We start from the raw sequence: 21,816 nt of genomic DNA on the forward strand, positions 1-21,816 counted from the left end.
CCGTGACGGAAGGCACCACCACCTCCGCCGCCGCTGAGGGCGACACGCTGAGCAGGCTGGAGCAGGAAGGCGAGATCGCGGCTGACTACCTCGAGGGCCTGCTCGACATCGCTGACCTCGACGGTGACATCGATATGGACGTCGAGGCCGACCGTGCTGCGGTCTCGATCATCAGTGATGCGAGCAGTCGCGATCTTCAGAAGCTCGTGGGACGCGACGGTGAGGTGCTGGAGGCCCTCCAGGAGCTCACCAGGCTCGCGGTGCACCGGGAGACCGGGGACCGCAGCCGGCTGATGCTGGACATCGCGGGTTTCCGGGCCAAGAAGCGTGAGGAGCTCGCCGCGCTGGGCGCCAAGGCAGCCGACGAGGTGAAGAGCTCCGGCGAGCCGGTCAAGCTCGACCCGATGACGCCGTTCGAGCGCAAGGTAGTGCACGACGCGATCGCTGCAGCCGGGCTGCGCAGTGAGTCCGAGGGCGAGGAGCCGCAGCGCTTCGTCGTTGTGCTTCCGGCCTGACCGGTGCATTGTTCTGTCGGCCCCGTCTGTTCGCAGGCGGGGCCGATCTTTGTCAGCCTGTTGTCAGCCATCCATGCGGTATCGCGCGGTAAGGAAGGACGGTCCCCGTGACCGAGTCAGCGGAGCTCCCCCAGGCGCCGGAAGTGGCGCATGAGGTTTTCGGCGAGTTCTTCCCGGAAGTCGTTCGGTACGCGGAGCTGCTGGCGGACGCGGGGGTCAAGCGCGGGCTGATCGGACCGCGTGAGGTGCCCAGGCTCTGGGAGCGGCACCTGCTGAACTGCGCGGTGCTGTCCGAGGTGGTTCCTCAGGGAGTGACCATCTGCGATGTGGGCTCCGGTGCCGGGCTGCCGGGTATCCCACTGGCTCTGGTGCGCAGGGATCTGAAGATCACGTTGCTGGAACCCCTGCTGCGGCGAACCAATTTCCTGCAAGAGGTGGTGGAGCTGCTGGGGCTCGACCATGTGACGGTTGTTCGCGGCCGGGCAGAAGAGGTTCTGGGCAAGCTGCCGCCGGTCCATGTGGTGACGGCCCGCGCGGTGGCTCCGCTGGACCGGCTAGCCGGGTGGGGCGTGCCGCTGCTGCGTCCGTACGGGGAGATGCTGGCTCTCAAGGGCGATACCGCTGAAGAGGAGATTCAGGGCGCGCGGGCAGCACTGAGCAAGCTGGGCGTAGTCGAGACTTCGGTGCTTCAGGTCGGCGAGGGGATCGTCGATCCGCTATCCACGGTGGTGCGAGTCGAGGTGGGGGAGAGTCCCGGGGGCGTGCGCTTCGCCGCGAAGCGGGCGAAGGCGGCTCGGGTGAGCCGGACCCGGCGACGCCGTTAGGCGAGCGTGATGTCACGAACGCCGTAAAAGCTGCCAAATAGACTCAATTCGGAGTGTCGTGACGTTGTGACGTGGCGGCGAGGGCATCTTGTTTCACGTGAAACGTCGCTCTCTGCTGCATGGGATCATCAGTCGCAGTCGCGCGGCCTCTACGCCGCGGGATCGTAGACCCTTCGGGGTTACAGAGTTGTCCACAAAGGTGGATTCATCCACAGAAGAACATGCCTCGCTGGTTCACAACCCCGAAAGCATGGCAGGCTCTGTGCATTGTGAGCCTGAAGTCGAGGAGAGTGAATCCTTGCGGTCCGACGCCAACATCGCGGGACCGATGACCGATCCGGTCCCCGGTCCCCGTACCGAGTCGGCGGCAGAAGATGTTTCACGTGAAACACCGCCGCCGATGGACGACACCCCTATTGGTCGCGCTGCCCAACTGGCTGTAGAAGCTCTCGGCCGTGCCGGAGAGGGCCTGCCCCGGCCCGAGCAGACGCGCGTCATGGTGGTCGCCAACCAGAAGGGCGGCGTCGGTAAGACCACAACAACGGTCAACCTCGCCGCCTCGCTCGCGCTGCATGGCGCGCGTGTGCTGGTGATTGACCTGGATCCTCAGGGAAACGCCTCCACGGCACTGGGGATCGACCATCACTCCGAAGTTCCATCGATCTACGACGTCCTGGTAGAGAGCCGGCCGCTCTCCGAAGTGGTCCAGCCCGTTCCTGACGTCGAGGGTCTCTTCTGCGCTCCGGCCACCATCGATCTCGCAGGCGCTGAGATCGAGTTGGTGTCCCTCGTGGCTCGGGAGAGTCGCCTCCAGCGAGCGCTCCAAGCGTATGAACAGCCACTGGACTACATCCTCATCGACTGTCCACCCTCCTTGGGCCTGCTGACCGTCAACGCGATGGTGGCGGGCGCTGAGGTGCTGATCCCGATTCAGTGTGAGTACTACGCACTTGAGGGCCTGGGGCAGTTGCTGCGGAATGTCGACCTGGTCCGCGGGCATCTCAACCCCGAGCTTCATGTGTCGACGATTCTGCTCACCATGTACGACGGCAGAACTCGCCTTGCCTCGCAAGTGGCAGATGAGGTGCGCAGCCACTTCGTCCGCGAGGTCCTGAAGACCAGTATTCCGCGGTCGGTTCGTATCTCTGAGGCCCCGAGCTATGGGCAGACAGTCCTCACCTATGACCCCGGATCCAGCGGTTCGCTGTCGTACCTTGAAGCGGCCCGTGAGATCGCGCTTCGCGGCGTTGACGTGCACTACGACGGCCGGCACGCACAAACAGGCAGTCACAACAGTCAGCAGAGCATCTCGGAGGGGATCCAGTGAGTGAGCGACGCAGGGGGTTGGGACGTGGACTCGGTGCGCTGATCCCTGCCGCACCACAGGAGAAGGTGGGTCTCGCAGGCGCCGAGGCATCGTCCACTCCCGGGGCTGCACCAGTGATGACAGCAGAGCGGGGTGTGGCGGCAGCGAAGCTGGCGGCGCTGCCTACCGGAGCTGTTTCACGGGAATCGATTGTTCCTGCGCAGGAGTCGGCACCCGTAGCTGTGGCAGAGCAAGTGGAGCCTGCGGGCGCCTACTTCGCCGAGCTGCCGATCGACGCGATCACCCCCAACCCGCGCCAGCCGCGTGAGGTGTTCGACGACGACGCTCTCGCTGAGCTTGTCTCCTCCATCAAGGAGGTAGGCCTCCTGCAGCCTGTCGTGGTACGTCAGGCAGGCCCCGAACGCTTCGAGCTCATCATGGGCGAGCGGCGTTGGCGGGCCTGCCGTGCGGCAGACCTGGAGCGCATCCCGGCGATCGTCCGGGCCACGGACGACGAGAAGCTCCTTCTGGACGCGCTGCTGGAGAACCTTCACCGTTCTCAGCTGAACCCGCTTGAAGAGGCCGCGGCTTACGATCAGTTGCTCAAGGACTTCAATTGCACACACGATCAGCTCGCTGACCGGATCGGTCGCTCGCGGCCGCAGGTGTCCAATACCTTGCGGCTGTTGAGGCTCTCGCCCCCGGTGCAGCGCAGGGTTGCTGCCGGAGTCCTGTCCGCAGGACATGCGCGGGCGCTCCTGTCGGTGGACGACTCCGAGGAGCAGGACCGGTTGGCGCACCGCATTGTGGCGGAAGGGCTCTCGGTACGTGCGGTCGAGGAGATCGTCACGCTGATGCAGTCGCGTCCGCAGAGCGCTCCGAAGGCCAAGGGGCCGCGTGCTGGAGGGCGGGTGTCGCCGGCGCTCTCCGACCTTGCCTCACGGCTCTCGGATCGCTTCGAGACGCGGGTGAAGGTCGATCTGGGACAGAAGAAGGGGAAGATCGTCGTCGAGTTCGCTTCGATGGATGATCTGGACCGGATTCTTGGTTCGCTCGCTCCCGGCGAAGGACGAGTCCTGGAGAAGCGGCTCGCAGCCGAAGCCGAAGCTGTCGAGGGAGACGAGAACTGAGTCTGCGGCTGGCATCTGTTCAGAGGGCGGGGCGTGTCCGGTAGGCCGGAACACGCCCCGCCCTTTGCTTTCTCACGGTATCCGTCCGATCGCCGGGATGGATACGATGCGTTTTGGTATGGCGCATCCACCTTGATCCATCGCGGAGGGAGGGCAGGGGCCCATGCGAACGGTGAACCGCAGCCGACTGGTGACTGCTGGACTGGGGCTGGGAGTGGTCGGCGGATTCGTCGGCAGCCTGCTCAGGGAGTGGAGCGAGCTGAGCGCCGCTTGCGAAGCAGCGGGTGAGAGAAGTGAGGAACACCGTTCATGGGGCGTCGGCTTGTACCGCTCACGCTGGACAACCTTCCGGACCTTCCCAAGCGTTGCCGTTCATGTGTCTTCTGGGAACTCGACCCGGTCAGCGGGGAAGCCGCGATAGAGGCTGGTACGCCGGAGCTGGAGAAGGAAGCATGGATCTCGGCCGTGCTACTGGAGTGGGGTTCCTGCGGCCGGGTCGTCTACGTCGATGACGTGCCGGTGGGCTTCGTTCTCTATGCTCCGCCTGCGTACGTACCACGCTCGCTGGCTTTTCCCACGAGTCCCGTCTCTCCCGACGCCGTGCAGCTGATAACGGCGTGGATCACGCCGGGGTACCAGGGGCAGGGACTGGGGCGGGTGCTGGTGCAGACGGTAGCGAAGGATCTGCTCCGGAGGAACTTCAAGGCGATCGAGGTATTCGGCGATGCTCGGTGGAAGGAACCCGCCTGTCTGCTCCCCGCGGATCATCTGCTGGCGGTCGGGTTCAAGACGGTACGGCCGCATCCGAACTACCCCAGGCTACGGCTTGAGTTGCGTACAACTCTGTCCTGGAAGGAAGACGTGGAGCTTGCGCTGGACCGACTCTTGGGCGCAGTGAAGAAGGACCCAGTGCTGCGTCCGTTGTGAGGATCGCTCCCACAGAAGCCACCCGGAGCATCAAAACAGGGGCCGCCCTCAGGGGCGGCCCCTGTTTCACGTGAAACATGGGGGACGTCAGGCCTTGGTGGCCTCGTCGCCGATGAAGCCCTCAAGGTCGCGAATGATCGCGGCCTTCGGCTTGGCGCCGACGATGGTCTTGGCCACCTCGCCGCCCTGGTAGACGTTGAGCGTCGGAATGGACATCACGCCGTACTTTGCGGCAGTGCCCGGGTTCTCGTCGATGTTGAGCTTGACGACCTCGATCTGCTCACCGTACTCGGCTGCGATGGCCTCGAGAGACGGAGCGATCTGGCGGCACGGACCGCACCAGGCGGCCCAGAAGTCGACCAGTACGGGCTTGCCGCTCTTGAGGACATCCTGTTCGAAGGAGTCATCAGTTACGTTCTTCAGGGTGCCGGCCACGGCGGGCTCCTCTTTCTTCACGGGGTGTTCGGGATGGGGAATGCGGTGATCAGATGCTGGCGATCTTCTCGGGCTCTGCGGCCTTCTCGCTGTCGGCCAGGGCCGACAGGAAGCGCTCGGCGTCGAGGGCGGCGGAGCAGCCCGTCCCAGCAGCTGTGATGGCCTGCCGGTAGGTGTGGTCAACGACGTCACCAGCGCCGAAGACACCAGTGAGGTTGGTCCGGGTGGAAGGTGCGTCGACCTTCAGATAGCCCTCGTCGTCCAGGTCCAGCTGGCCCTTGAACAGCTCGGTGCGCGGATCGTGGCCGACGGCGATGAACAGGCCCGTCACCGGCAGCTCGGAGGTCTCCCCGGTCTTGGTGTTGCGCAGCGTCAGGCTGGAGAGCTTCTGCTCGCCGTGGATCACAGCCACCTCGCTGTCCCAGGCGAACTTGATCTTCGGGTCGGCGACGGCACGCTCCTGCATGGCCTTGGAGGCGCGCAGGGTGTCCCGGCGGTGCACGATGGTGACGGACTTGGCGAACCGGGAGAGGAAGGTGGCTTCCTCCATTGCGGTGTCGCCACCGCCGACGACAGCGATGTCCTGGTCCTTGAAGAAGAAGCCGTCGCAGGTGGCACACCAGGAGACGCCGCGTCCGGAGAGGGCATCCTCGTTCGGCAGGCCGAGCTTGCGGTGCTGCGAGCCAGTCGTGACGATGACCGCCTTGGCCCGGTGCACAGTGCCGGCCGTGTCGGTGACGGTCTTGATCTCGCCGGTCAGATCGACGGCCACGATGTCGTCAGGAACCAGCTCGGCACCGAAGCGCTCCGCCTGGGCACGCATGCTGTCCATCAGGTCGGGTCCCATGATGCCGTCCTGGAATCCGGGGAAGTTCTCCACCTCGGTGGTGTTCATAAGCGCACCACCGGCGGTGACTGCACCTTCGAAGACCAGCGGCTGCAGTGACGCGCGCGCGGTATAGAGCGCGGCGGTGTAGCCGGCGGGCCCGGAGCCGATAATGATCACGTTACGGACGTCGCTCACGGGTTTCTTCCTCGTCTCTGCGGACTGCTTGCTGCCTACTGGGGCCAGGTCCAGCGGACTCTCACCCCACCCAACGGATCCTACGGGGCGTGCATTCCCGTGAGGGTCAGCCGCGGGGGTAGACGTGGGTCAGGAGCACCTTGCCGCGAGTGGACGGCGTGGCATGGACGCATGCCGCGTCCACGACATACACCTGGACGCGGGTGCTGTCAGTGGGGTGCGGCAGCACGACGAGGAAGGCATCGGAACCCTTGTAGATGCCCTTCTGCGCGGCGATCGGACCTTCCTCGCGTCCTATGCCCTTCTCGACACAGGGCGGCACGGCCACGTCGGGCCCGTTCTTGAGCGTCGTCGGGCCGGAGTCCATATGGACCGATGGAGCCTTCTTCTCCTGTGGGGAGACTGTGCTCGCCGTGGTGTCCGAGGCGAGCAGGGAATGCACCTGGTCCTGCAGAGCGGCATCAATGAATACGGGTGTCCCTGCGCGCTTCGATGTCTTTCCCGCAGCGCTGGTGTCACCGCTCGACGCGGTGGGCGACGACTGCAGAAAGAACACACCGATACCGATGACCGCTGCCCCCAAGACCGCGCTAAGAGCAGCGACGTGACGTCGTCGCCGCGCCGTACGGCTTCTGCCGGGGCCTGTAGTGGCACGTGGACGCCCTGACGGGCGCTTGCCGTGAACGGGTTCCGCGCTGCGGGGCGGGAGTGATGTTTCACGTGAAACATGAGCCGCGCCTTCGCGCGGGGTGGCTTCGAGCAGGGACTCCGCAGCCAGAGCTACGTCCATACGCTCAGCGATATCGGCCGGCATGACAACCGGCCCGGGCGCGGTTGCGAGCAGCTCCTGAATCTCCTGGAGGGAGCCTCTGACATCGGAACAGAGTGAGCAGGCGTCGATATGCTGCTGCATTTCCACTGCGCGGGATGGCGCAAGGAGACCTTCAGCGAGATCGGCGATCTCCGAGACATCGGGATGCTGAGACGTATCAGCCGTCGATGTCATGCGCGTCCACCTCCGCCCTTCACTGCAGCAGGATTCTGTGGTCCCGCGTCCTTCGGCCTCGACGCAGGTGGGACGGATGCTCCAGGCATCCGGTTCCTTGCTGCGTCGGCCGGGGTGTCGTTTCCTGTCTCCGCCGACTGCGGGCGCAGGTGCTTGAGGAGTGGGAGGAGTCTCGCCCGGCCGCGTGCACAGCGACTCTTCACGGTGCCTGTAGGCACATCAAGGATCTGCGCAGCCTCCGCCACGGGGTAGCCCTGCATGTCGACGAGGACGAGGGCGGCGCGCTGTTCCGCAGGGAGGGAGCTCATGGCTTTGATCAGTTCGCGGTGCAGGTCCTGGCGCTCTGCTGGTGCCTCGGCGGACTCATGAGGTTCGAGGAGCTGATCGAGGCGCTCCGCGTCGTCGACGGGCGAGGTCTTCCGTGTCGCTGCCTTACGGGCTCGGTCGAGGCAGGCGTTGACCGTGATGCGATGCAGCCAGGTGGTGACGGCGGACTGGCCGCGAAAGGTGTGGGCGGCGCGGTAGGCGGAGACCAGTGCATCCTGGACGGCGTCGGCAGCCTCCTCGCGGTCGCCGAGCGTGCGCAGGGCGACGGCCCAGAGCCGGTCTCGGTAGCGCCGTACCAGCTCACCGAAGGCATCGGCGTCGCCAGCGACGTGGGCAGCCAGCAGCTCCTGGTCGCCGGCGGTACCGAGCGCGGTGTCGTCCAACGGTGAGCCCCCTCCCCTGTCCCTGATCAGCCGGAGAACTTCACATCCGTTATGGCCTGCTTGTAACCCGCTTCGCTGTACTGATCTCCGGGTGAATCCGGCATGGCCGTGATCCAGACCAGTACATAGCGCGTGTTCACCGGTTTGTCTGCCTTGAAACGCGCTGTGGTGCCGTTGGTGCTCGTAGAAGTGATCTTCTTCATCGAGCTCAGTGACGCCGAGGAGGACATTGAATCTGCTGCGTACAGGGAGATCGCGGTCTCGTTGCCCGAGTAGCGCAGCCCTATGGAGGCAGCCGATACGTCCTTCGCGGAACCCAGGTCGTAGACGATCCCCACCCCTCGCTTGAAGGGGGCCAGCTGGGGGCCGTCCTTGAAGGAGTAGGTGCGCCAGTACGTCGAGCTGTCACCGTCGTAGGTCTTCCCGACATCGGCGGGGTGCTGGGGCTTGCCGTCCGGGTAGTACTCGGCTGCGTCCTTTACCGGGAGCGGCTGAAGAGCCTTCTGCTCGGCGGTGCCATTGTTGTTGCCGTTGTTGGTCTGGTTGGTGCCCGTACCGGTGGAGTCCTTGCCCCGGTCCAGAAGTGTGTCGGCGAGCTGCCAGCTGCCCAGACCCAGCGCGGCGATCAGCAGTGCGGAGACGGCCCACTTGAGCACCTTGCCGGTGCGGCCCTGGAGCGGCGGTGGAGGAGCGGCCACCGGCTGGGTGGGTGCCACCCTGGCGCCGGTCGCCGGACGGCCGTAGGTGCCCTGCTGGTAGTTCGTGCGCTGGTACTCGGGCGGCGGGGTGTAGGCGGGCTCCGGTGGGCGGATCCGAGGCATGGCGGCGACGGCCTTGGCGAGCTCGTCGGGGGTGGTGCAGGGCGGTTCCTGACGGGATGCGGTGGCACCGTCATTGGCCAGGGCGCGCATCGCGATCTCCGCGAGATCGCGGTTGACGCCGGCCCGTACCTGGTCCGGGGGGATCAGACCGACACCCTTGGGCAGGCCGGAGAGACCGTAGGCATCGGTTTCGTAGGGCCAGCGCTGCGTCAGCGCGGCATACAGCAGGGCGCCGACGGCCTCTGTGTCGGTCCGCTGCGGAGTGTCAGAGGTGATGCCGCGCAGGGCTGCGTTCACCGCGAGCCCGCGGATGCGGTACTGGCCGGAAGAGGTCCGCAGGACCGCGCTGGGCGTGAGCCTGAGGTGGGACAGGCCCTCGCGGTGTGCGGCGGCCATGGCTTGCGAGACCTGGCTGACGAGCTGGTAGGCGTCGTGGGCCTCCAGGGGGCCGGAAGCGAGCAGCGCGGTGATTTCTGTCGCGTCGGGCAGCCATTCGTGCACGACATAGACGAGATCGTTCTCCTCGACGGCATCCAGGACCTGCACGAAGCGCGGGTCGCCGAGAAGGGCCGAGGACCGGGCGGCCGCGAGGACGGCACGTGCCCGGGCGTGATCAGCGGGAAGCAGATGCACACCGACAGCGCGCCTGAGCTTCTCGTCGACCGCACGCCAACTGCTGAAACCGTCCAGACGGGTGACGCACTCCTCCAGTCGGTAGCGTCTGGCGAGTTTGTGCCCGCTGTGGAGCTCGGGCGCTGCCGCGGCCTCCGTCGGCTTCTTCTCGCTCTCCTCGTCCCGGGTGCCTTCACCGGCCGTGGTATCAGCCGTTTCCTGAGGTTCCACCGTGCCGTCGGCCGTGGCCTTGTCCGCCTTGGCGGCCAGCGGCTTGTCGCCACTGTTGTCGGCCACGTCGACGGCAGCCGTGCTACGTTCCGCCACCGTCGTTCCTGCCTCCCCATCCGTTGCGCGCTGTCGGCCAGTCTGCAAAGCCATGCCAATTGTGCCCACAGTCCGGCGCTATGCACGACACACGGCGTCGGACGATGGTTGTGCGATCCCGTCGGCGCCTAGCGGCCGAGGCGACCGCGCACCATGGCAACCATTGAGTTGAGCTCGGCGATCCGCATGCGCTTCGCCGCGATGAAGAACACACCGAGAAGTACGGCGCCGCCGACGACCAGCGCTGCCAGCGAGCCCAGCACTCCCTCTCCGAGTACCCGGATGATGCCGAATCCGACAGCTCCGCCGACAACGGCTCCCGGGATGGAAGCCAGCGCCAGGCGGGCGTACGTCCGGAGGATGTGCGTCCCGTCCAGGTCCCCGCCCAGCCGCTTGCGCAGCCTTCGCCAGGCGATCCCGACACCGACCGCGTAGGCCAGACCGTAGGAGGCGGCCATACCGACCACCGCCCACTGTGAGGGGAGGACGACGTAGCAGAGTGCGGAGGCCGCAGCGTTCACTGCGGCGACGATGACCGTGTTGTAGAAGGGGGTGCGGGTGTCCTCGTACGCATAGAAGCCACGCAGGACGACGTACTGCACCGAGTAGGGGATCAGGCCGAGGGCGAAGGCCATCAGGACATAGCCCATGGACTCCGATGCCTGTACGCCGCTGGAGGCGAACAGCAGGGTGCAGACCGGTACGCCCAGGGCGAGGAATGCGAAGGAGACCGGAACGATCGCCACAGCGGAGTTCCGCAGTCCCTGTGAGATGTCGTCGCGGACCGCACCGACATCTCCGTCATTGGCGGCGCGGGAGATCCGCGGCAGCAGGGCGGCCATGACCGAGACGGTGATGATGGCCTGGGGCATCCCCCAGATCAGCTGCGCGTTCGAGTAGGCCATGATCCCCGCGCCGGACCGTCCGGAGGCCTTGCCCGCGGCGGTGGCGAGCTGGGTGACCACCAGGACACCCGCCTGGTTGGCGAGGACGAACAGGACCGTCCATTTGGCGAGCTTCACGGCCTTGCCGAGACCGTGTCCGCGCCAGTCGAAGCGCGGGCGGAAGCGGAAACCGGCTTCTCGCAGGTACGGGATCATCGACAGGGCCTGGACAGTCAGACCCAGCAGGGTGCCGATTCCGAGCAGCCGCACCCCGTCCGCAGGGATGGTCGTCACCTTCATGTGGGAGTCGGCGGAGGTGCCGTAGACCCAGATGAACAGTCCGAAGGTGAAGATCATGACGATGTTGTTGAGGACCGGAGTCCACATCATCGCGCCGAACTTTCCGCGGGCGTTCAGGATCTGCCCCATCACGACGTGCACACCCATGAAGAAGATGGTGGGCAGGCAGTAGCGCGCGAAGGTGACAGCGACGTTGTTGGCTGCCGGATCGTCGGCGATCGGCAGGGACATCAGCCGGATCAGCAGCGGCGCCGCGAAGACCGCGATACCGACGATGACGCCGAGGGCCACCATGACGACGGTGAGCAGACGGTTGGCGTAGGCCTCGCCGCCGTCGTCGTCCTCCTTCATCGAGCGCACGAGCTGCGGCACGAACACGGAGTTGAGCCCGCCGCCCACGGTCAGGATGTAGATCATGGTGGGCAGCGTGTAGGCCACGGTGAAGGAGTCGCCGAGCGTCGCCGCACCCAGCGCGGCAGTGATCACCATGGTGCGTACAAAGCCGGTGAGGCGGGAGACCAGGGTCCCCGCGGCCATCACCGCGCTCGACTTCAGCAGGCCGGATGCCCCGCCCGACTTCTCGGGGGGAGGGGCGGGAGCGGGCTCCTGCGGGCCACCGGGCGGCGGAACGGGCGCGGCGCCCTGCTGGTCCCGGAAGAGATGGGCGAACGCGTCCTGCTGTTCCGGTTCGTCGGCTGCCTGGGTCACCAGATCGTCGACCCCGACGAACTGGGTCGTCGCGTCATCCCCGTACGGAAGGTAGCGGGACGGGCCCTCCGGCTCGGGTGCTGGGGTCTGTGCCCAGACCCGGGGGTCCGGCGGGTACTGCGCCGCAGGCGGCTGCTGGTACATCGGCTGCGGCTCGGTGTAGGTGCCCGGGGGAGGCGGGGGGTGAGACGCACGGTCGTAGAGCGCATCCGCCACCGGGTCCTGGGCACCGAGATCATGTGCCCCGTACGGGTCGTAGCTGTAGGTGTCCTGGACATACGGATCCGGGGCAGGCTGATTCTGGCCCGCCGCGGGGTGCTCGGGGGGCGTCCCACCGGAATACGCAGCCCCGCCCCCAGAACCCTGGTCACGGTCACCGTCGTACGGCGCGTTCATTGGTTACCCCACCTCATCGTCCCCGGCCGGCCGGCCACGACATCGCTCAACGGTCCACTTTCTCACCCGTGCCCGGCGGGTTGCCGTTTTCCGCCCCGGTGTCCGCCCCCGGGTCACTCGGCTGCTCCGGGTCCTCGCCCCCGGCAGCGGCCGCACGAGCGGCGGCCCGCTTGCGATGCGTGTACATCCTGATTCCGGCGAGTACCAGGAGCAGAAGACCTCCGGCGATCACCAGCATGACCGTCAGCGTCATCTCCGAGACTGTCACTGTGAAGGGCATTGCCTTCGCACTGCCGTACGGCGTGCCGTCCTCGGTGAAGAGCTGGGCGTACACCCTGACGGGCCCGTTGGCGTTGATCGACGTCGTGAACTTCACCGTCTGGCTGTGCCCGCCCGCGATCTCCAGGGGCTGCTCGGCGACGGCCGCCTTGTCGTCTCCGAGCTGCAGACGGTTGGGGCTGGTCGAGCGCAGCTTCAGCACCAGGTGCTTGACGGGCTGAAGCAACTTGTTCTGCACGGTCACCGGGATCGTCGCACTGCGTCCGGACAGCGTCATGTCGGACTTCTGGACGATCTGCACCTCGCCGGTGAGGCTCTGCAGATAGGACTGGACCCCGCTCCGGTAGGCGCTTGCCCCCTTGGCATCGCCACGCCACGAGGTCGCCATGGACCGGTCCATGGCGTTGCTGAACGGCGTCACCACCCGGTCCGGCTGGCTCAGGATGATCTTGAAGTTGTCGAGCGTCGACTGCGTGGTCCTGACGTCCTGGAACGCCTTGACCGGCAGCTCCTGGCGGCGCAGTGACGACGGGTACGCCGATGAGCTCGGCACCGTCGTCGTCGCGTTGGGATCCGCCTTGGCCTTGGCCGCGTCGATGAGGTTGAGGGGCTCGGTCCAGCGGTTCTCGTCCAGAGTGCGTAGCGCGCTCGCCATCGACTGTGCCTGGCTGACGGAGGGCATCCGCTGGGGGGCGACGACGATGCTGCGCTGCTTGGACGGCTCCTGCAGGTTCAGAGCCAGGGTCTGGGCGAGGTAGTTCTGCACTGCGAGAGTGGAGGCACCTGCCTGGGCCATGTCGCCCTGGAAGGCATTGGAGAGCCGGGAGTCGGAAACCACTGCCGTGGTGCCGCCGCCGATGGGCCGGGCCGCTGTGGGGGTGTACGGCAGTCCGGCCGTCTCTTGCAGACTGTCGCTGCTGGCGATCACATTGTGGGCCCCGGCAGAGGTGGCCACATCAACGATCGAAGGGTCGATCGCGCCACTGGCCGGCCAGGCGAAATCGGTGGACGCCTTCACATGCAGGATCGTCTGCACGGTCTTGCCGGCGATCTCGGTGGCCGACTGCAGATGGCTCAGCGCGCCGGGAACGTTCTTGCCGTGGTGGGCCAGAGAGGCAAGATCGGGATCCGCGAACGGCAGAGCGACGACCTTCTGGCCCTTTACCGCGTCTTCCAGGTCACTCAGCCATTTCTTGGCGACGGCCTGGTTCTTGCCTGCGACCTGGGTGTCTCCGACCTGGATCTGATAGTTCCGGGTCATCGCGTCGACGCTCGCCAGCAGATCCGGGTCGATGACCCAGGTGACCGGCAGGGAGCGGCCCAGCGAAACCATCTGCTCCAGGCGGCCGCCGGGCGCGAGCTCCTCCGCCAGGTCGTCGTTCTCGAAGACCGGCGTCTGCTGAGCGTCGGCGCTGGTCTCGGCTCGCAGATGGATCTTCGAGATGAGGGGCCACACCGAGGTGATCTGTGTCTTCTTGCTCTGCGCAGTGGGCTGCCAGGGCAGGAAGGTCCGCTGGATGCCGAGCACCTGCTCGTACGGGGCACCGGCTGTCTGTCCGGAGAGGGAGACGCCGAGCTGGTACACGCCGTCCGCACCGAGATTCATCTTGCTCACCGGGACCGAGATCGAGAAGTTCTCGCTGATCCCCGAGGGCAGCTTCGCGAATTTCGCCGTGTACTTGCCGCCGACCTCCTGAGGGTCTGCACCCGTGAGGTCGGAGGAGTGCTTTGCCGCGTCATCGATGGCGGATCTGCCGGCAAGGCGCGGCCCCACGCGAACACCGACGTGGGCGTCAGTGACGGTCTCCTTGCGCTTGTTCGTCACCGTGCCCGTGATGGTGACGCTGTCGCCCTTCACCGGTGCGCTGGGTGACAGCGCATCGAGACTGACGGCTACGGCGCCGGTGTTCCGTGCGGTGACGGCGGCCTGTGCAGGGGCCGCTGCCGGGCCGTAGAAAAGGCCCGCCATGAGCGTTCCACCGGCGAGCAGCGACGCAGTGCGCCGCAGCCACCGGCGGGCAGGAGAAGGAGTCATCTCCTGGAAGTGTGCCGCCTCGGCCACGCGCTTGCCCGTCCCTCGTCTTCGTCAGCTGATTCGGTGGTTCTCGGTTGCTGCGTCCACGCATGGTAACGATGTGCCCTGGGCCTAAGTGCCGCGGACTGGTCCACATGATCAGAAGGGTGGGCACAGCTGCCGGGAAATCGGGACGCTCCGGTCGGCACGGGCACGTACCCTTTTCTGTTGTGCCGAACGCCAATGATGACAATCCCAGTGCACTGAGTCAGGTGCAGCACCGCGCGGTCACAGAACTGCTGCGGGTTTCCCCGGTCGCCGACGACCTAGCCCGCCGTTTCCAGGATGCCGGGCACCGCCTCGCGCTGGTCGGAGGTTCGGTCAGGGACGCGCTGCTCGGCCGGCTCGGGAACGATCTGGACTTCACCACCGACGCTCGACCCGACGACGTACTGAAGATTGTCCGGCCCTGGGCCGATGCGGTGTGGGAAGTCGGAATTGCCTTCGGGACGGTCGGCTGCCAGAAGGACGGCTACCTGATCGAGGTCACGACGTACCGCTCCGAGGCGTACGACAGGACCTCGCGCAAGCCTGAGGTGTCCTACGGCGACTCCATCGAGGAAGACCTCCTGCGTCGCGATTTCACAGTCAATGCGATGGCAGTCGCTCTTCCCGAGAAGGCATTCATCGATCCGCACGGCGGTCTTGAGGATCTTGCCGGACGGATGCTGCGTACCCCTGGTAGGCCGGAGGATTCGTTCTCCGACGATCCGCTGCGCATGATGCGGGCCGCCCGGTTCGCGGCTCAGCTGGACTTCGAGGTTGCGCCTGAGGTTGTCGCCGCGATGACGGCCATGTCCGAGCGCATCGGGATCGTCTCGGCGGAGCGCGTACGTGACGAGCTCAACAAACTGCTGTTGTCCGCGAGCCCGCGTAAGGGCCTCGCTCTCCTTGTCGACACCGGTCTTGCCGAATGGGTGCTCCCTGAACTTCCCGCGCTGCGTCTGGAGAGTGATGAGCACCACCGGCACAAGGATGTGTACGAGCACTCGCTGACCGTGCTGGAGCAGGCCATCGATCTGGAGCAGGACGGTCCTGATCTGGTGCTCCGGCTGGCGGCCCTGCTCCATGACATCGGTAAGCCCAAGACGAGGCGCTTCGAGAAGGACGGTGGCGTCTCCTTCCATCACCACGAGGTGGTGGGCGCGAAGCTGACGAAGAAGCGTCTGACCGCACTCAAGTACTCCAATGACATGGTGAAGGACGTCACGAAGCTGGTGGAGCTCCACCTGCGCTTCCACGGCTACGGGACCGGGGAGTGGACCGACTCGGCTGTGCGGCGCTATGTGCGTGATGCCGGACCACTGCTGGAGCGGCTGCACAAGCTCACGCGATCGGACTGCACCACACGTAACAAGCGCAAGGCCAACGCCCTTTCGCGTGCGTACGACGGCCTGGAAGAGCGCATTGCGCATCTGCAGGAGCAGGAAGAACTCGACTCCATCCGTCCAGACCTGGATGGCAACCAGATCATGGAGATCCTGGGTGTCGGTCCGGGTCCTGTGATCGGTAACGCCTACAAGTTCCTGCTTGAGCTGCGGCTGGAGAACGGGCCGATGGAGCACGGCGCCGCGGTGGCAGCGCTCAAGGAGTGGTGGGCCGCGCAGAACTGAGGTCGATGTTTCACGTGAAACATGACGGCCGGCACGGCAAAGGGGCGGTGTTTCACGTGAAACACCGCCCCTTCGTGACTCAGCTGCAGCGGGCTACTTCTTGTAGTCCGTCAGGCAGAGAGTGAAGTCCTTGCTGCCACCGGTCTCGGTGTACGAGTTGTACTTGGTGCGGTCGCAGGTCTCGTCGCCATCCTTCTTCTCGGCGACCTTGTACTGGGCCTTCGCGTCATTGCAGTCCACGACCTCGAGTTTCGGGTCGGTGTCGCTGGAGCTGCCTCGGTGCATGCAGTCGCCGACCTTGGCCGTATCGGCGTCGTCCTGGCTGGAGTACCAGGTGAAGGCCGCCACGCCGATAACGACCACGGCGATGACGATCCGGAGGATCTTCTTGCCGTTGCCGGGACGCGGCGCCACCGGGGCCATCGGTATCTGGCCGCCGCCCTGGTTGAAGTACGGAGATGGCTGCTGCGGGACGCCCGGCTGCCCCGGCTGTCCATACGGGCCCGGCTGCTGCGGCTGCTGTCCGTACGGTCCGGGCTGCTGCGGCGGCTGACCGTACGGATTGCCGCCCTGGGGCTGTCCATAGGGAGTATTGGGCTGCTGGGCGTATGGGTTCTGGCCCTGGGGCGGCGGAGTAGACATGGTTGGGATCCCCCTTGAAGCGGTACGCGTATGCGCGGTTGTCAACGCCCGTAAAATAGCGGGCCGCTCCGAGATTTCTGTCACTGAGATGGAGTCTGTGGCTCTGATGTGACACATACGTGCGTCCATAACGGGCCATAGCCGCAGTAAATGCTGCTCAGTCGAAGGTGACTGCGCCAAAGTGCGGCTCGGGGGCGAGCTCCGCACGGTGCATCACGGGCCCCCGGTGGCCGGACATGGGAAGAGCCCCGGACAGGCTGTCCGGGGCTCTCAACGGTCAGCGGTCGACCGTTCTCAGACCGAGCTTCAGCGCTCGACCTCGCCCTTGATGAACTTCTCGACGTTCTCGTAGGCCTCGTCGTCGAAGTACTGCACCGGCGGCGACTTCATGAAGTACGAGGAGGCGGAGAGGATCGGGCCGCCGATACCGCGGTCCTTGGCGATCTTCGCGGCACGCACGGCGTCGATGATGACACCGGCGGAGTTCGGGGAGTCCCACACCTCGAGCTTGTACTCAAGGTTCAGCGGGACGTCACCGAAGGCACGACCCTCAAGGCGCACGTACGCCCACTTGCGGTCGTCCAGCCAGGCCACGTAGTCCGAGGGGCCGATGTGGACGTTGTCGGCGCCCAGGTCACGGTCGCGGATCTGCGAGGTGACCGACTGCGTCTTGGAGATCTTCTTGGACTCCAGGCGGTCGCGCTCCAGCATGTTCTTGAAGTCCATGTTGCCGCCGACGTTCAGCTGCATGGTGCGCTCGAGGCGCACACCGCGGTCTTCGAAGAGCTTGGCCATGACGCGGTGCGTGATGGTGGCGCCCACCTGCGACTTGATGTCGTCGCCGACGATCGGCACGCCCGCCTCGGTGAACTTGTCCGCCCACTCCTTGGTGCCGGCGATGAAGACCGGGAGAGCGTTGACGAACGCGACCTTGGCGTCGATGGCGCACTGCGCGTAGAACTTCGCGGCGACCTCGGAACCGACGGGCAGGTAGCAGACGAGGACGTCCACCTGCTTGTCCTTGAGGACCTGGACGATGTCGACCGGAGCCTCGTCCGACTCCTCGATGGTCTCGCGGTAGTACTTGCCGAGACCGTCGTGGGTGTGGCCGCGCTGGACCTTCACACCGGTGTTCGGTACATCGGCGATCTTGATGGTGTTGTTCTCACTGGCGCCGATGGCATCCGCGAGGTCGAGGCCGACCTTCTTCGCATCGACATCGAAGGCGGCGACGAACTCGACGTCACCTACGTGGTAGTCGCCGAACTGGACGTGCATCAGACCGGGCACCTTGCCGGCCGGATCTGCGTCCTTGTAGTACTCGACGCCCTGCACCAGCGAGGCGGCGCAGTTGCCCACGCCGACGATGGCTACGCGAACCGAACCCATTCCGGTTGCTCCCTGTGTGTTCTCGACGAAACCCTGCGGACGCAGAGCTTCACTTAGCGATGTCCTCGGACGGATCCGGCGGGGTGGTACCCCGATGCCGGGGCAGGCCGCCCGTATCTCCTGATATGTCCTGCTGAGCGGCGTCGGCGTCGGGGGATCGTCGCTGATCCCGGCCCGCACGCTCGCTCTCGATGAGCTCGTTCAGCCAGCGCACTTCGCGCTCCACGGACTCCATGCCGTGCCGCTGCAGCTCAAGCGTGTAGTCGTCCAGCCGCTCGCGCGTCCGGACCAGAGAGGCGCGCATCTTCTCCAGGCGCTCCTCCAGCCGGCTGCGGCGGCCTTCCAGCACCCGCATCCGCACCTCGCGCTCCGTCTGCCCGAAGAAGGCGAAACGGGCAGCGAAATGCTCGTCCTCCCAGGTGTCCGGCCCGGTGTGCGAGAGGAGCTCTTCGAAGTGCTCCTTACCGTCCGCAGTCAACCTGTAGACGATCTTGGCGCGGCGTCCTGCGAGTGAAGCCGCTACTGCGTCCTCCGGGGCGCTGCCCGGCTCCTCGATCAACCAGCCGCTGGCGACCAGCGTCTTGAGGCAGGGGTAGAGGGTCCCGTAACTGAAGGCCCTGAAGATCCCCAGTGAGGTGTTCAGACGTTTGCGCAGCTCATAGCCGTGCATTGGAGACTCTCGGAGCAGACCGAGTACGGCGAATTCGAGGATGCCGGAGCGCCTGCTCAACCTTCGCCTCCTCTGTAGTCCGGGTCACTTATGCCGTGCTGATGTATCGAGTCGATACATCAGCACGATAGAACGACCTTGCGTTTGCGACAAGCGGAGTCATCGTGAGCGGCGTCACATCATCGATTCACAGGCATCAACTTGCCTGATTTGAGCGGAACCTCGGCACTGAGAAGGTTTTGCGCGTGCGTAGTCTGTGCGGCATGCAGACCGCCGGGGACCGAGTGACACCAGGGGACGTCAGCCGTCTCGGTCCACGGAATGCAACGTGTACGGGCCCGGCCGAGGGCCTGTGCACACTGCGGATGCGCCCTTCCGAGGGGCTGTCCGCGGATCGGGGGGACCGGAACTCAACTGCCGTTTCCAGGCGTTAGTGCCTGCCCGAGGAGTAGTCGTTCGATGAGCGAGCACCGTCGCAAACCGCCACAGCCGCAGAGTGGTGGACGTGCCGCGGCCAGGCGAGACGCCCAGCAGCCTTCCGGCCGCCGCGCAGCTCCCCCGCGAACCACCACCGGGTCGCCTTCAGGTTCCCAGGACGAGGAGGAGCGCCCCTACGGCGGCCGTGCCGAAGCCAGACGGGCTGCCCAGCGCAGCGGGGGCGGGCGCCGTCGTGCTGCTGAAGCAGGCGGCCGCGGCGGTCGGCGCGGCGGCCGCGGCAGCGGCCCGGAAGGCGGCGGTGGCCGGGGTCCGAACAAGAAGAGGTTCATCGACTACCCGCGGGCGAACCAGTACGGCTGGCGTCACTGGGTGCCGTCCTGGCGGCTCGTGACCGGGCTCTTCGTTGGCTTCGTCGGCAGCATCCTGGCCGCGGGCACCATCGCGTACGCCATGGTCGGCATCCCGGACGCCACCAAGACCTCGCAGGCGCAGAACAACGTCTACTACTGGTCCGACGGCAGCCAGATGGTCGCCACGGGTGGCGAGATCAACCGGCAGATCGTGCCGCTCTCGCAGATTCCCAGCGCGATGCAGAACTCAGTGGTCTCGGCCGAGAACAAGTCCTTCTACAAGGACAAGGGCGTCGACCCCATGGGTATCGCGCGCGCCGTGTTCAACATGGCCAAGGGCGGTGAGACCCAGGGCGGCTCGACGATCACCCAGCAGTACGTGAAGAACTCGCGGCTCGGCCAGGAGCAGACGCTCAGCCGTAAGTTCAAGGAACTGTTCATCTCCATCAAGGTCGGCGCCAAGATGCACAAGAGTGACATCATGAGCGACTACCTCAACACGTCGTACTACGGGCGGGGTGCCTACGGGATCCAGGCCGCGGCCCGTACGTACTTCGGGGTGGACTCCGAAAAGCTCAACCCGAGCCAGTGCGCGTTCCTCGCCACGCTGCTCAAGGGCGCCAGCTACTTCGACCCGGCGGGCGCCGTCGAGATCGACCCCGCGGCGACGCCGAAGGCCAACCTTCAGCGGGCCACCAACCGCTGGAGGTGGATCCTCGACGAGATGGTCAAGGACGGTCGCCTTCCCGCAGCGGAGCGGGCGAAGTACAAGACGTTCCCGAAGGTCGACCCGCCGAAGAAGGACGCCCAGCTGGGCGGTCAGACCGGCTACCTCGTCGACCTCGCGAAGTCGTATTTCGTCAACAACAACAAGCAGGGCATCACGTCCGAGGACCTCGCCAAGGGCGGCTACCAGATCCACACGACCTTCGACAAGAAGAAGGTCAAGGAGCTGGAGACGTCCGTCGAGAAGGTTCGCAAGGCGAAGATCAAGCCCGGCCAGCGGCCGAAGACGGACACCCACGTCCAGTTCGGCGGAGCGTCGGTGAACGCGCAGACCGGCGCCATCGCCGCCATCTACGGCGGCGAGGACGCGACGAAGCACTACACGAACAACGCCGACTACACCGGCGCGCAGGTCGGGTCGACCTTCAAGCCCTTCGTGCTGGCAGCCGCCCTGGAGTACGGCAAGCGCAATCCGACCCTCGGCAAGGACCAGCCCGATTCGGATCGCACGCTCGTCTCGCCCAAGAGTCTCTACAGCGGCCAGAACGACCTGAAGATCAGGAACTTCGACGGCAGTGTGTGGAAGAACAAGGCGGACAAGGAGTGGCTCCAGCAGAACGACGGAAAGGAATCTGTCGGTAAGGCTCCGGACTACGCCATCGATCTGCGGGAGGCCATGAGGGAGTCCGTGAACTCCGCATACGTCCAGCTCGGCATGGATGTCGGCACTGACAAGGTGCGTCAGGCGGCCATCGACGCCGGTCTGCGCGACGACAAGCAGAGCATGGCCAGCTCCGACTACCCCTCCTTCTCCATCGGTACCTCCAGCCCCAGCGCGATCCGGATGGCCGGTGCGTACGCCACCTTCGCCAACAACGGCCGGCAGAACGAGCCGTTCTCGGTCACCAAGGTCACCAGCGAGGGCAGGACGGTCTACCAGCACAGTCAGGTGGAGAAGTCGGCGTTCTCGACGGCCATCGCCAGCAATGTCACCGATGTGCTGAAGACCGTGGTCGACAAGGGCACCGGTACCGCCGCCAGGATTCCCGGCCGGCAGGTCGCGGGCAAGACCGGAACCACTGACGGCAACAAGTCCGCCTGGTTCATCGGCTACACCCCGCAGCTCTCCACAGCCATCGACATGTACCGCTTCGACGACAACGCGAAGGGGCAGAACCGCCAGTTCGAGGAGATGTACGGCACCGGCGGCGAGGAGAAGATCCACGGTGCCTCGTTCCCGGCCCAGATCTGGCACAGCTACATGACGCAGGCGCTCAACAACACACCTTCCACGGACTTCCCGGCGCCCGAGCCGATCGGGAAGGTCGTCTACGGCGGCGGCGTCGCGAGCCCGAAGCCGACGCCGGTCAATACGCCTTCGCCCACTCCGTCGCCGTCCAGCCCGTCGCCCTCTCCGTCCGACACGCCCTCCCCGACGCCCTCCCCGACCGAGTCCTGCAACAAGTGGAAGGACTGGACCTGCGGAAACGACGGCGGGACCGACGCGGGAACGGACAGCGGAACCGACGGCGGCCCCACTCCCAGTCCCTCCGACACCTCCGACACCGGCGGACAACAGGGTGGCGGCGGAGGTGGTGGCGGTCTGTTCGGCGGCGGGGGCTGATGACCGCCCCATGAGCCCGGTCACCTGATCCGGGCCCCGTCCGTACCCGAGGGCCGTCACAGCTCGTCCGCTGTGGCGGCCCTCGG

17 protein-coding genes are annotated in these 21,816 nt (G+C 66.0%); 7 read left to right on the forward strand and 10 right to left on the reverse strand.

Annotated features, from left to right (window positions below; all coding sequences use genetic code 11):
- Positions 1–2: 2 nt before the first annotated feature.
- The 5 genes from OG385_RS15360 to OG385_RS15380 all read left to right on the forward strand — a co-directional run bounded on the left by OG385_RS15360 (position 3) and on the right by OG385_RS15380 (position 4,702).
- Positions 3–515: a R3H domain-containing nucleic acid-binding protein gene (locus OG385_RS15360; protein WP_266855226.1), complete on the forward strand. Its 513-nt coding sequence runs from the start codon at positions 3–5 to the stop codon at positions 513–515.
- 107 nt (positions 516–622) lie between these two features.
- Complete coding sequence (gene rsmG / locus OG385_RS15365) at positions 623–1,339, forward strand: 16S rRNA (guanine(527)-N(7))-methyltransferase RsmG (protein WP_266855227.1); 717 nt, start codon at positions 623–625, stop codon at positions 1,337–1,339.
- A gap of 250 nt (positions 1,340–1,589) precedes the next feature.
- Positions 1,590–2,666 carry an AAA family ATPase gene (locus tag OG385_RS15370; protein WP_323183940.1) on the forward strand — a complete coding sequence of 359 codons (1,077 nt, stop codon included), beginning with the start codon at positions 1,590–1,592 and terminating at the stop codon, positions 2,664–2,666.
- Positions 2,663–3,775, forward strand: a complete 1,113-nt coding sequence (locus OG385_RS15375; RefSeq protein WP_266855228.1) for a ParB/RepB/Spo0J family partition protein — start codon at positions 2,663–2,665, stop codon at positions 3,773–3,775. The genes OG385_RS15370 and OG385_RS15375 overlap by 4 nt, the downstream gene beginning before the upstream one ends.
- A gap of 309 nt (positions 3,776–4,084) precedes the next feature.
- Entirely contained in the window at positions 4,085–4,702 is a 618-nt protein-coding gene (locus tag OG385_RS15380) for a GNAT family N-acetyltransferase (RefSeq protein WP_266855229.1), read from the forward strand.
- Positions 4,703–4,789: 87 nt separating this feature from the next.
- On the opposite strand, the gene trxA is transcribed toward OG385_RS15380, so the two are convergent.
- From trxA to OG385_RS15415, 7 genes are all read right to left on the reverse strand, one after another.
- Positions 4,790–5,137, reverse strand: a complete 348-nt coding sequence (trxA, locus tag OG385_RS15385; RefSeq protein WP_266855230.1) for a thioredoxin — start codon at positions 5,135–5,137, stop codon at positions 4,790–4,792.
- A 49-nt stretch (positions 5,138–5,186) separates the two neighbouring features.
- On the reverse strand, positions 5,187–6,161 hold the full coding sequence (gene trxB, locus OG385_RS15390; protein ID WP_266855231.1) for a thioredoxin-disulfide reductase: 975 nt from the start codon (positions 6,159–6,161) through the stop codon (positions 5,187–5,189).
- Positions 6,162–6,267: 106 nt separating this feature from the next.
- Positions 6,268–7,167 carry a hypothetical protein gene (locus tag OG385_RS15395; RefSeq protein WP_266855232.1) on the reverse strand — a complete coding sequence of 300 codons (900 nt, stop codon included), beginning with the start codon at positions 7,165–7,167 and terminating at the stop codon, positions 6,268–6,270.
- The gene (gene sigM / locus OG385_RS15400; RefSeq protein ID WP_266855233.1) at positions 7,164–7,877 is read right to left on the reverse strand and encodes an RNA polymerase sigma factor SigM; all 714 of its coding nucleotides are present in this window, start codon (positions 7,875–7,877) and stop codon (positions 7,164–7,166) included. The genes OG385_RS15395 and sigM overlap by 4 nt, the downstream gene beginning before the upstream one ends.
- Before the next feature lie 26 nt (positions 7,878–7,903).
- A complete protein-coding gene (locus OG385_RS15405) occupies positions 7,904–9,637 on the reverse strand; it encodes a protein kinase family protein (RefSeq protein WP_266855234.1) in 1,734 nt (577 codons plus the stop codon).
- 128 nt (positions 9,638–9,765) lie between these two features.
- On the reverse strand, positions 9,766–11,925 hold the full coding sequence (gene murJ / locus OG385_RS15410; RefSeq protein ID WP_266855235.1) for a murein biosynthesis integral membrane protein MurJ: 2,160 nt from the start codon (positions 11,923–11,925) through the stop codon (positions 9,766–9,768).
- Between the two features lie 46 nt (positions 11,926–11,971).
- Entirely contained in the window at positions 11,972–14,266 is a 2,295-nt protein-coding gene (locus OG385_RS15415; protein ID WP_266855236.1) for a DUF6049 family protein, read from the reverse strand.
- A gap of 182 nt (positions 14,267–14,448) precedes the next feature.
- Here OG385_RS15415 and OG385_RS15420 point away from each other — a divergent pair, with 182 nt between their 5' ends.
- On the forward strand, positions 14,449–15,891 hold the full coding sequence (locus OG385_RS15420; RefSeq protein WP_266860887.1) for a CCA tRNA nucleotidyltransferase: 1,443 nt from the start codon (positions 14,449–14,451) through the stop codon (positions 15,889–15,891).
- 93 nt (positions 15,892–15,984) lie between these two features.
- Here OG385_RS15420 and OG385_RS15425 read toward each other — a convergent pair whose 3' ends face one another.
- The 3 genes from OG385_RS15425 to OG385_RS15435 all read right to left on the reverse strand — a co-directional run bounded on the left by OG385_RS15425 (position 15,985) and on the right by OG385_RS15435 (position 18,652).
- Entirely contained in the window at positions 15,985–16,533 is a 549-nt protein-coding gene (locus OG385_RS15425; RefSeq protein WP_266855237.1) for a hypothetical protein, read from the reverse strand.
- Between the two features lie 306 nt (positions 16,534–16,839).
- On the reverse strand, positions 16,840–17,922 hold the full coding sequence (locus tag OG385_RS15430) for an inositol-3-phosphate synthase (protein WP_266855238.1): 1,083 nt from the start codon (positions 17,920–17,922) through the stop codon (positions 16,840–16,842).
- Between the two features lie 49 nt (positions 17,923–17,971).
- Positions 17,972–18,652: a PadR family transcriptional regulator gene (locus OG385_RS15435; RefSeq protein WP_266855239.1), complete on the reverse strand. Its 681-nt coding sequence runs from the start codon at positions 18,650–18,652 to the stop codon at positions 17,972–17,974.
- A gap of 399 nt (positions 18,653–19,051) precedes the next feature.
- On the opposite strand from OG385_RS15435, the gene OG385_RS15440 reads away from it, so the two are divergent.
- Positions 19,052–21,730 carry a transglycosylase domain-containing protein gene (locus tag OG385_RS15440; RefSeq protein WP_266855240.1) on the forward strand — a complete coding sequence of 893 codons (2,679 nt, stop codon included), beginning with the start codon at positions 19,052–19,054 and terminating at the stop codon, positions 21,728–21,730.
- The last annotated feature ends 86 nt before the right edge of the window (positions 21,731–21,816 follow it).

The sequence above is a fragment of the Streptomyces sp. NBC_01306 genome, from assembly GCF_026340465.1.
In the GTDB taxonomy this organism is placed as follows: Bacteria; Actinomycetota; Actinomycetes; order Streptomycetales; family Streptomycetaceae; genus Streptomyces.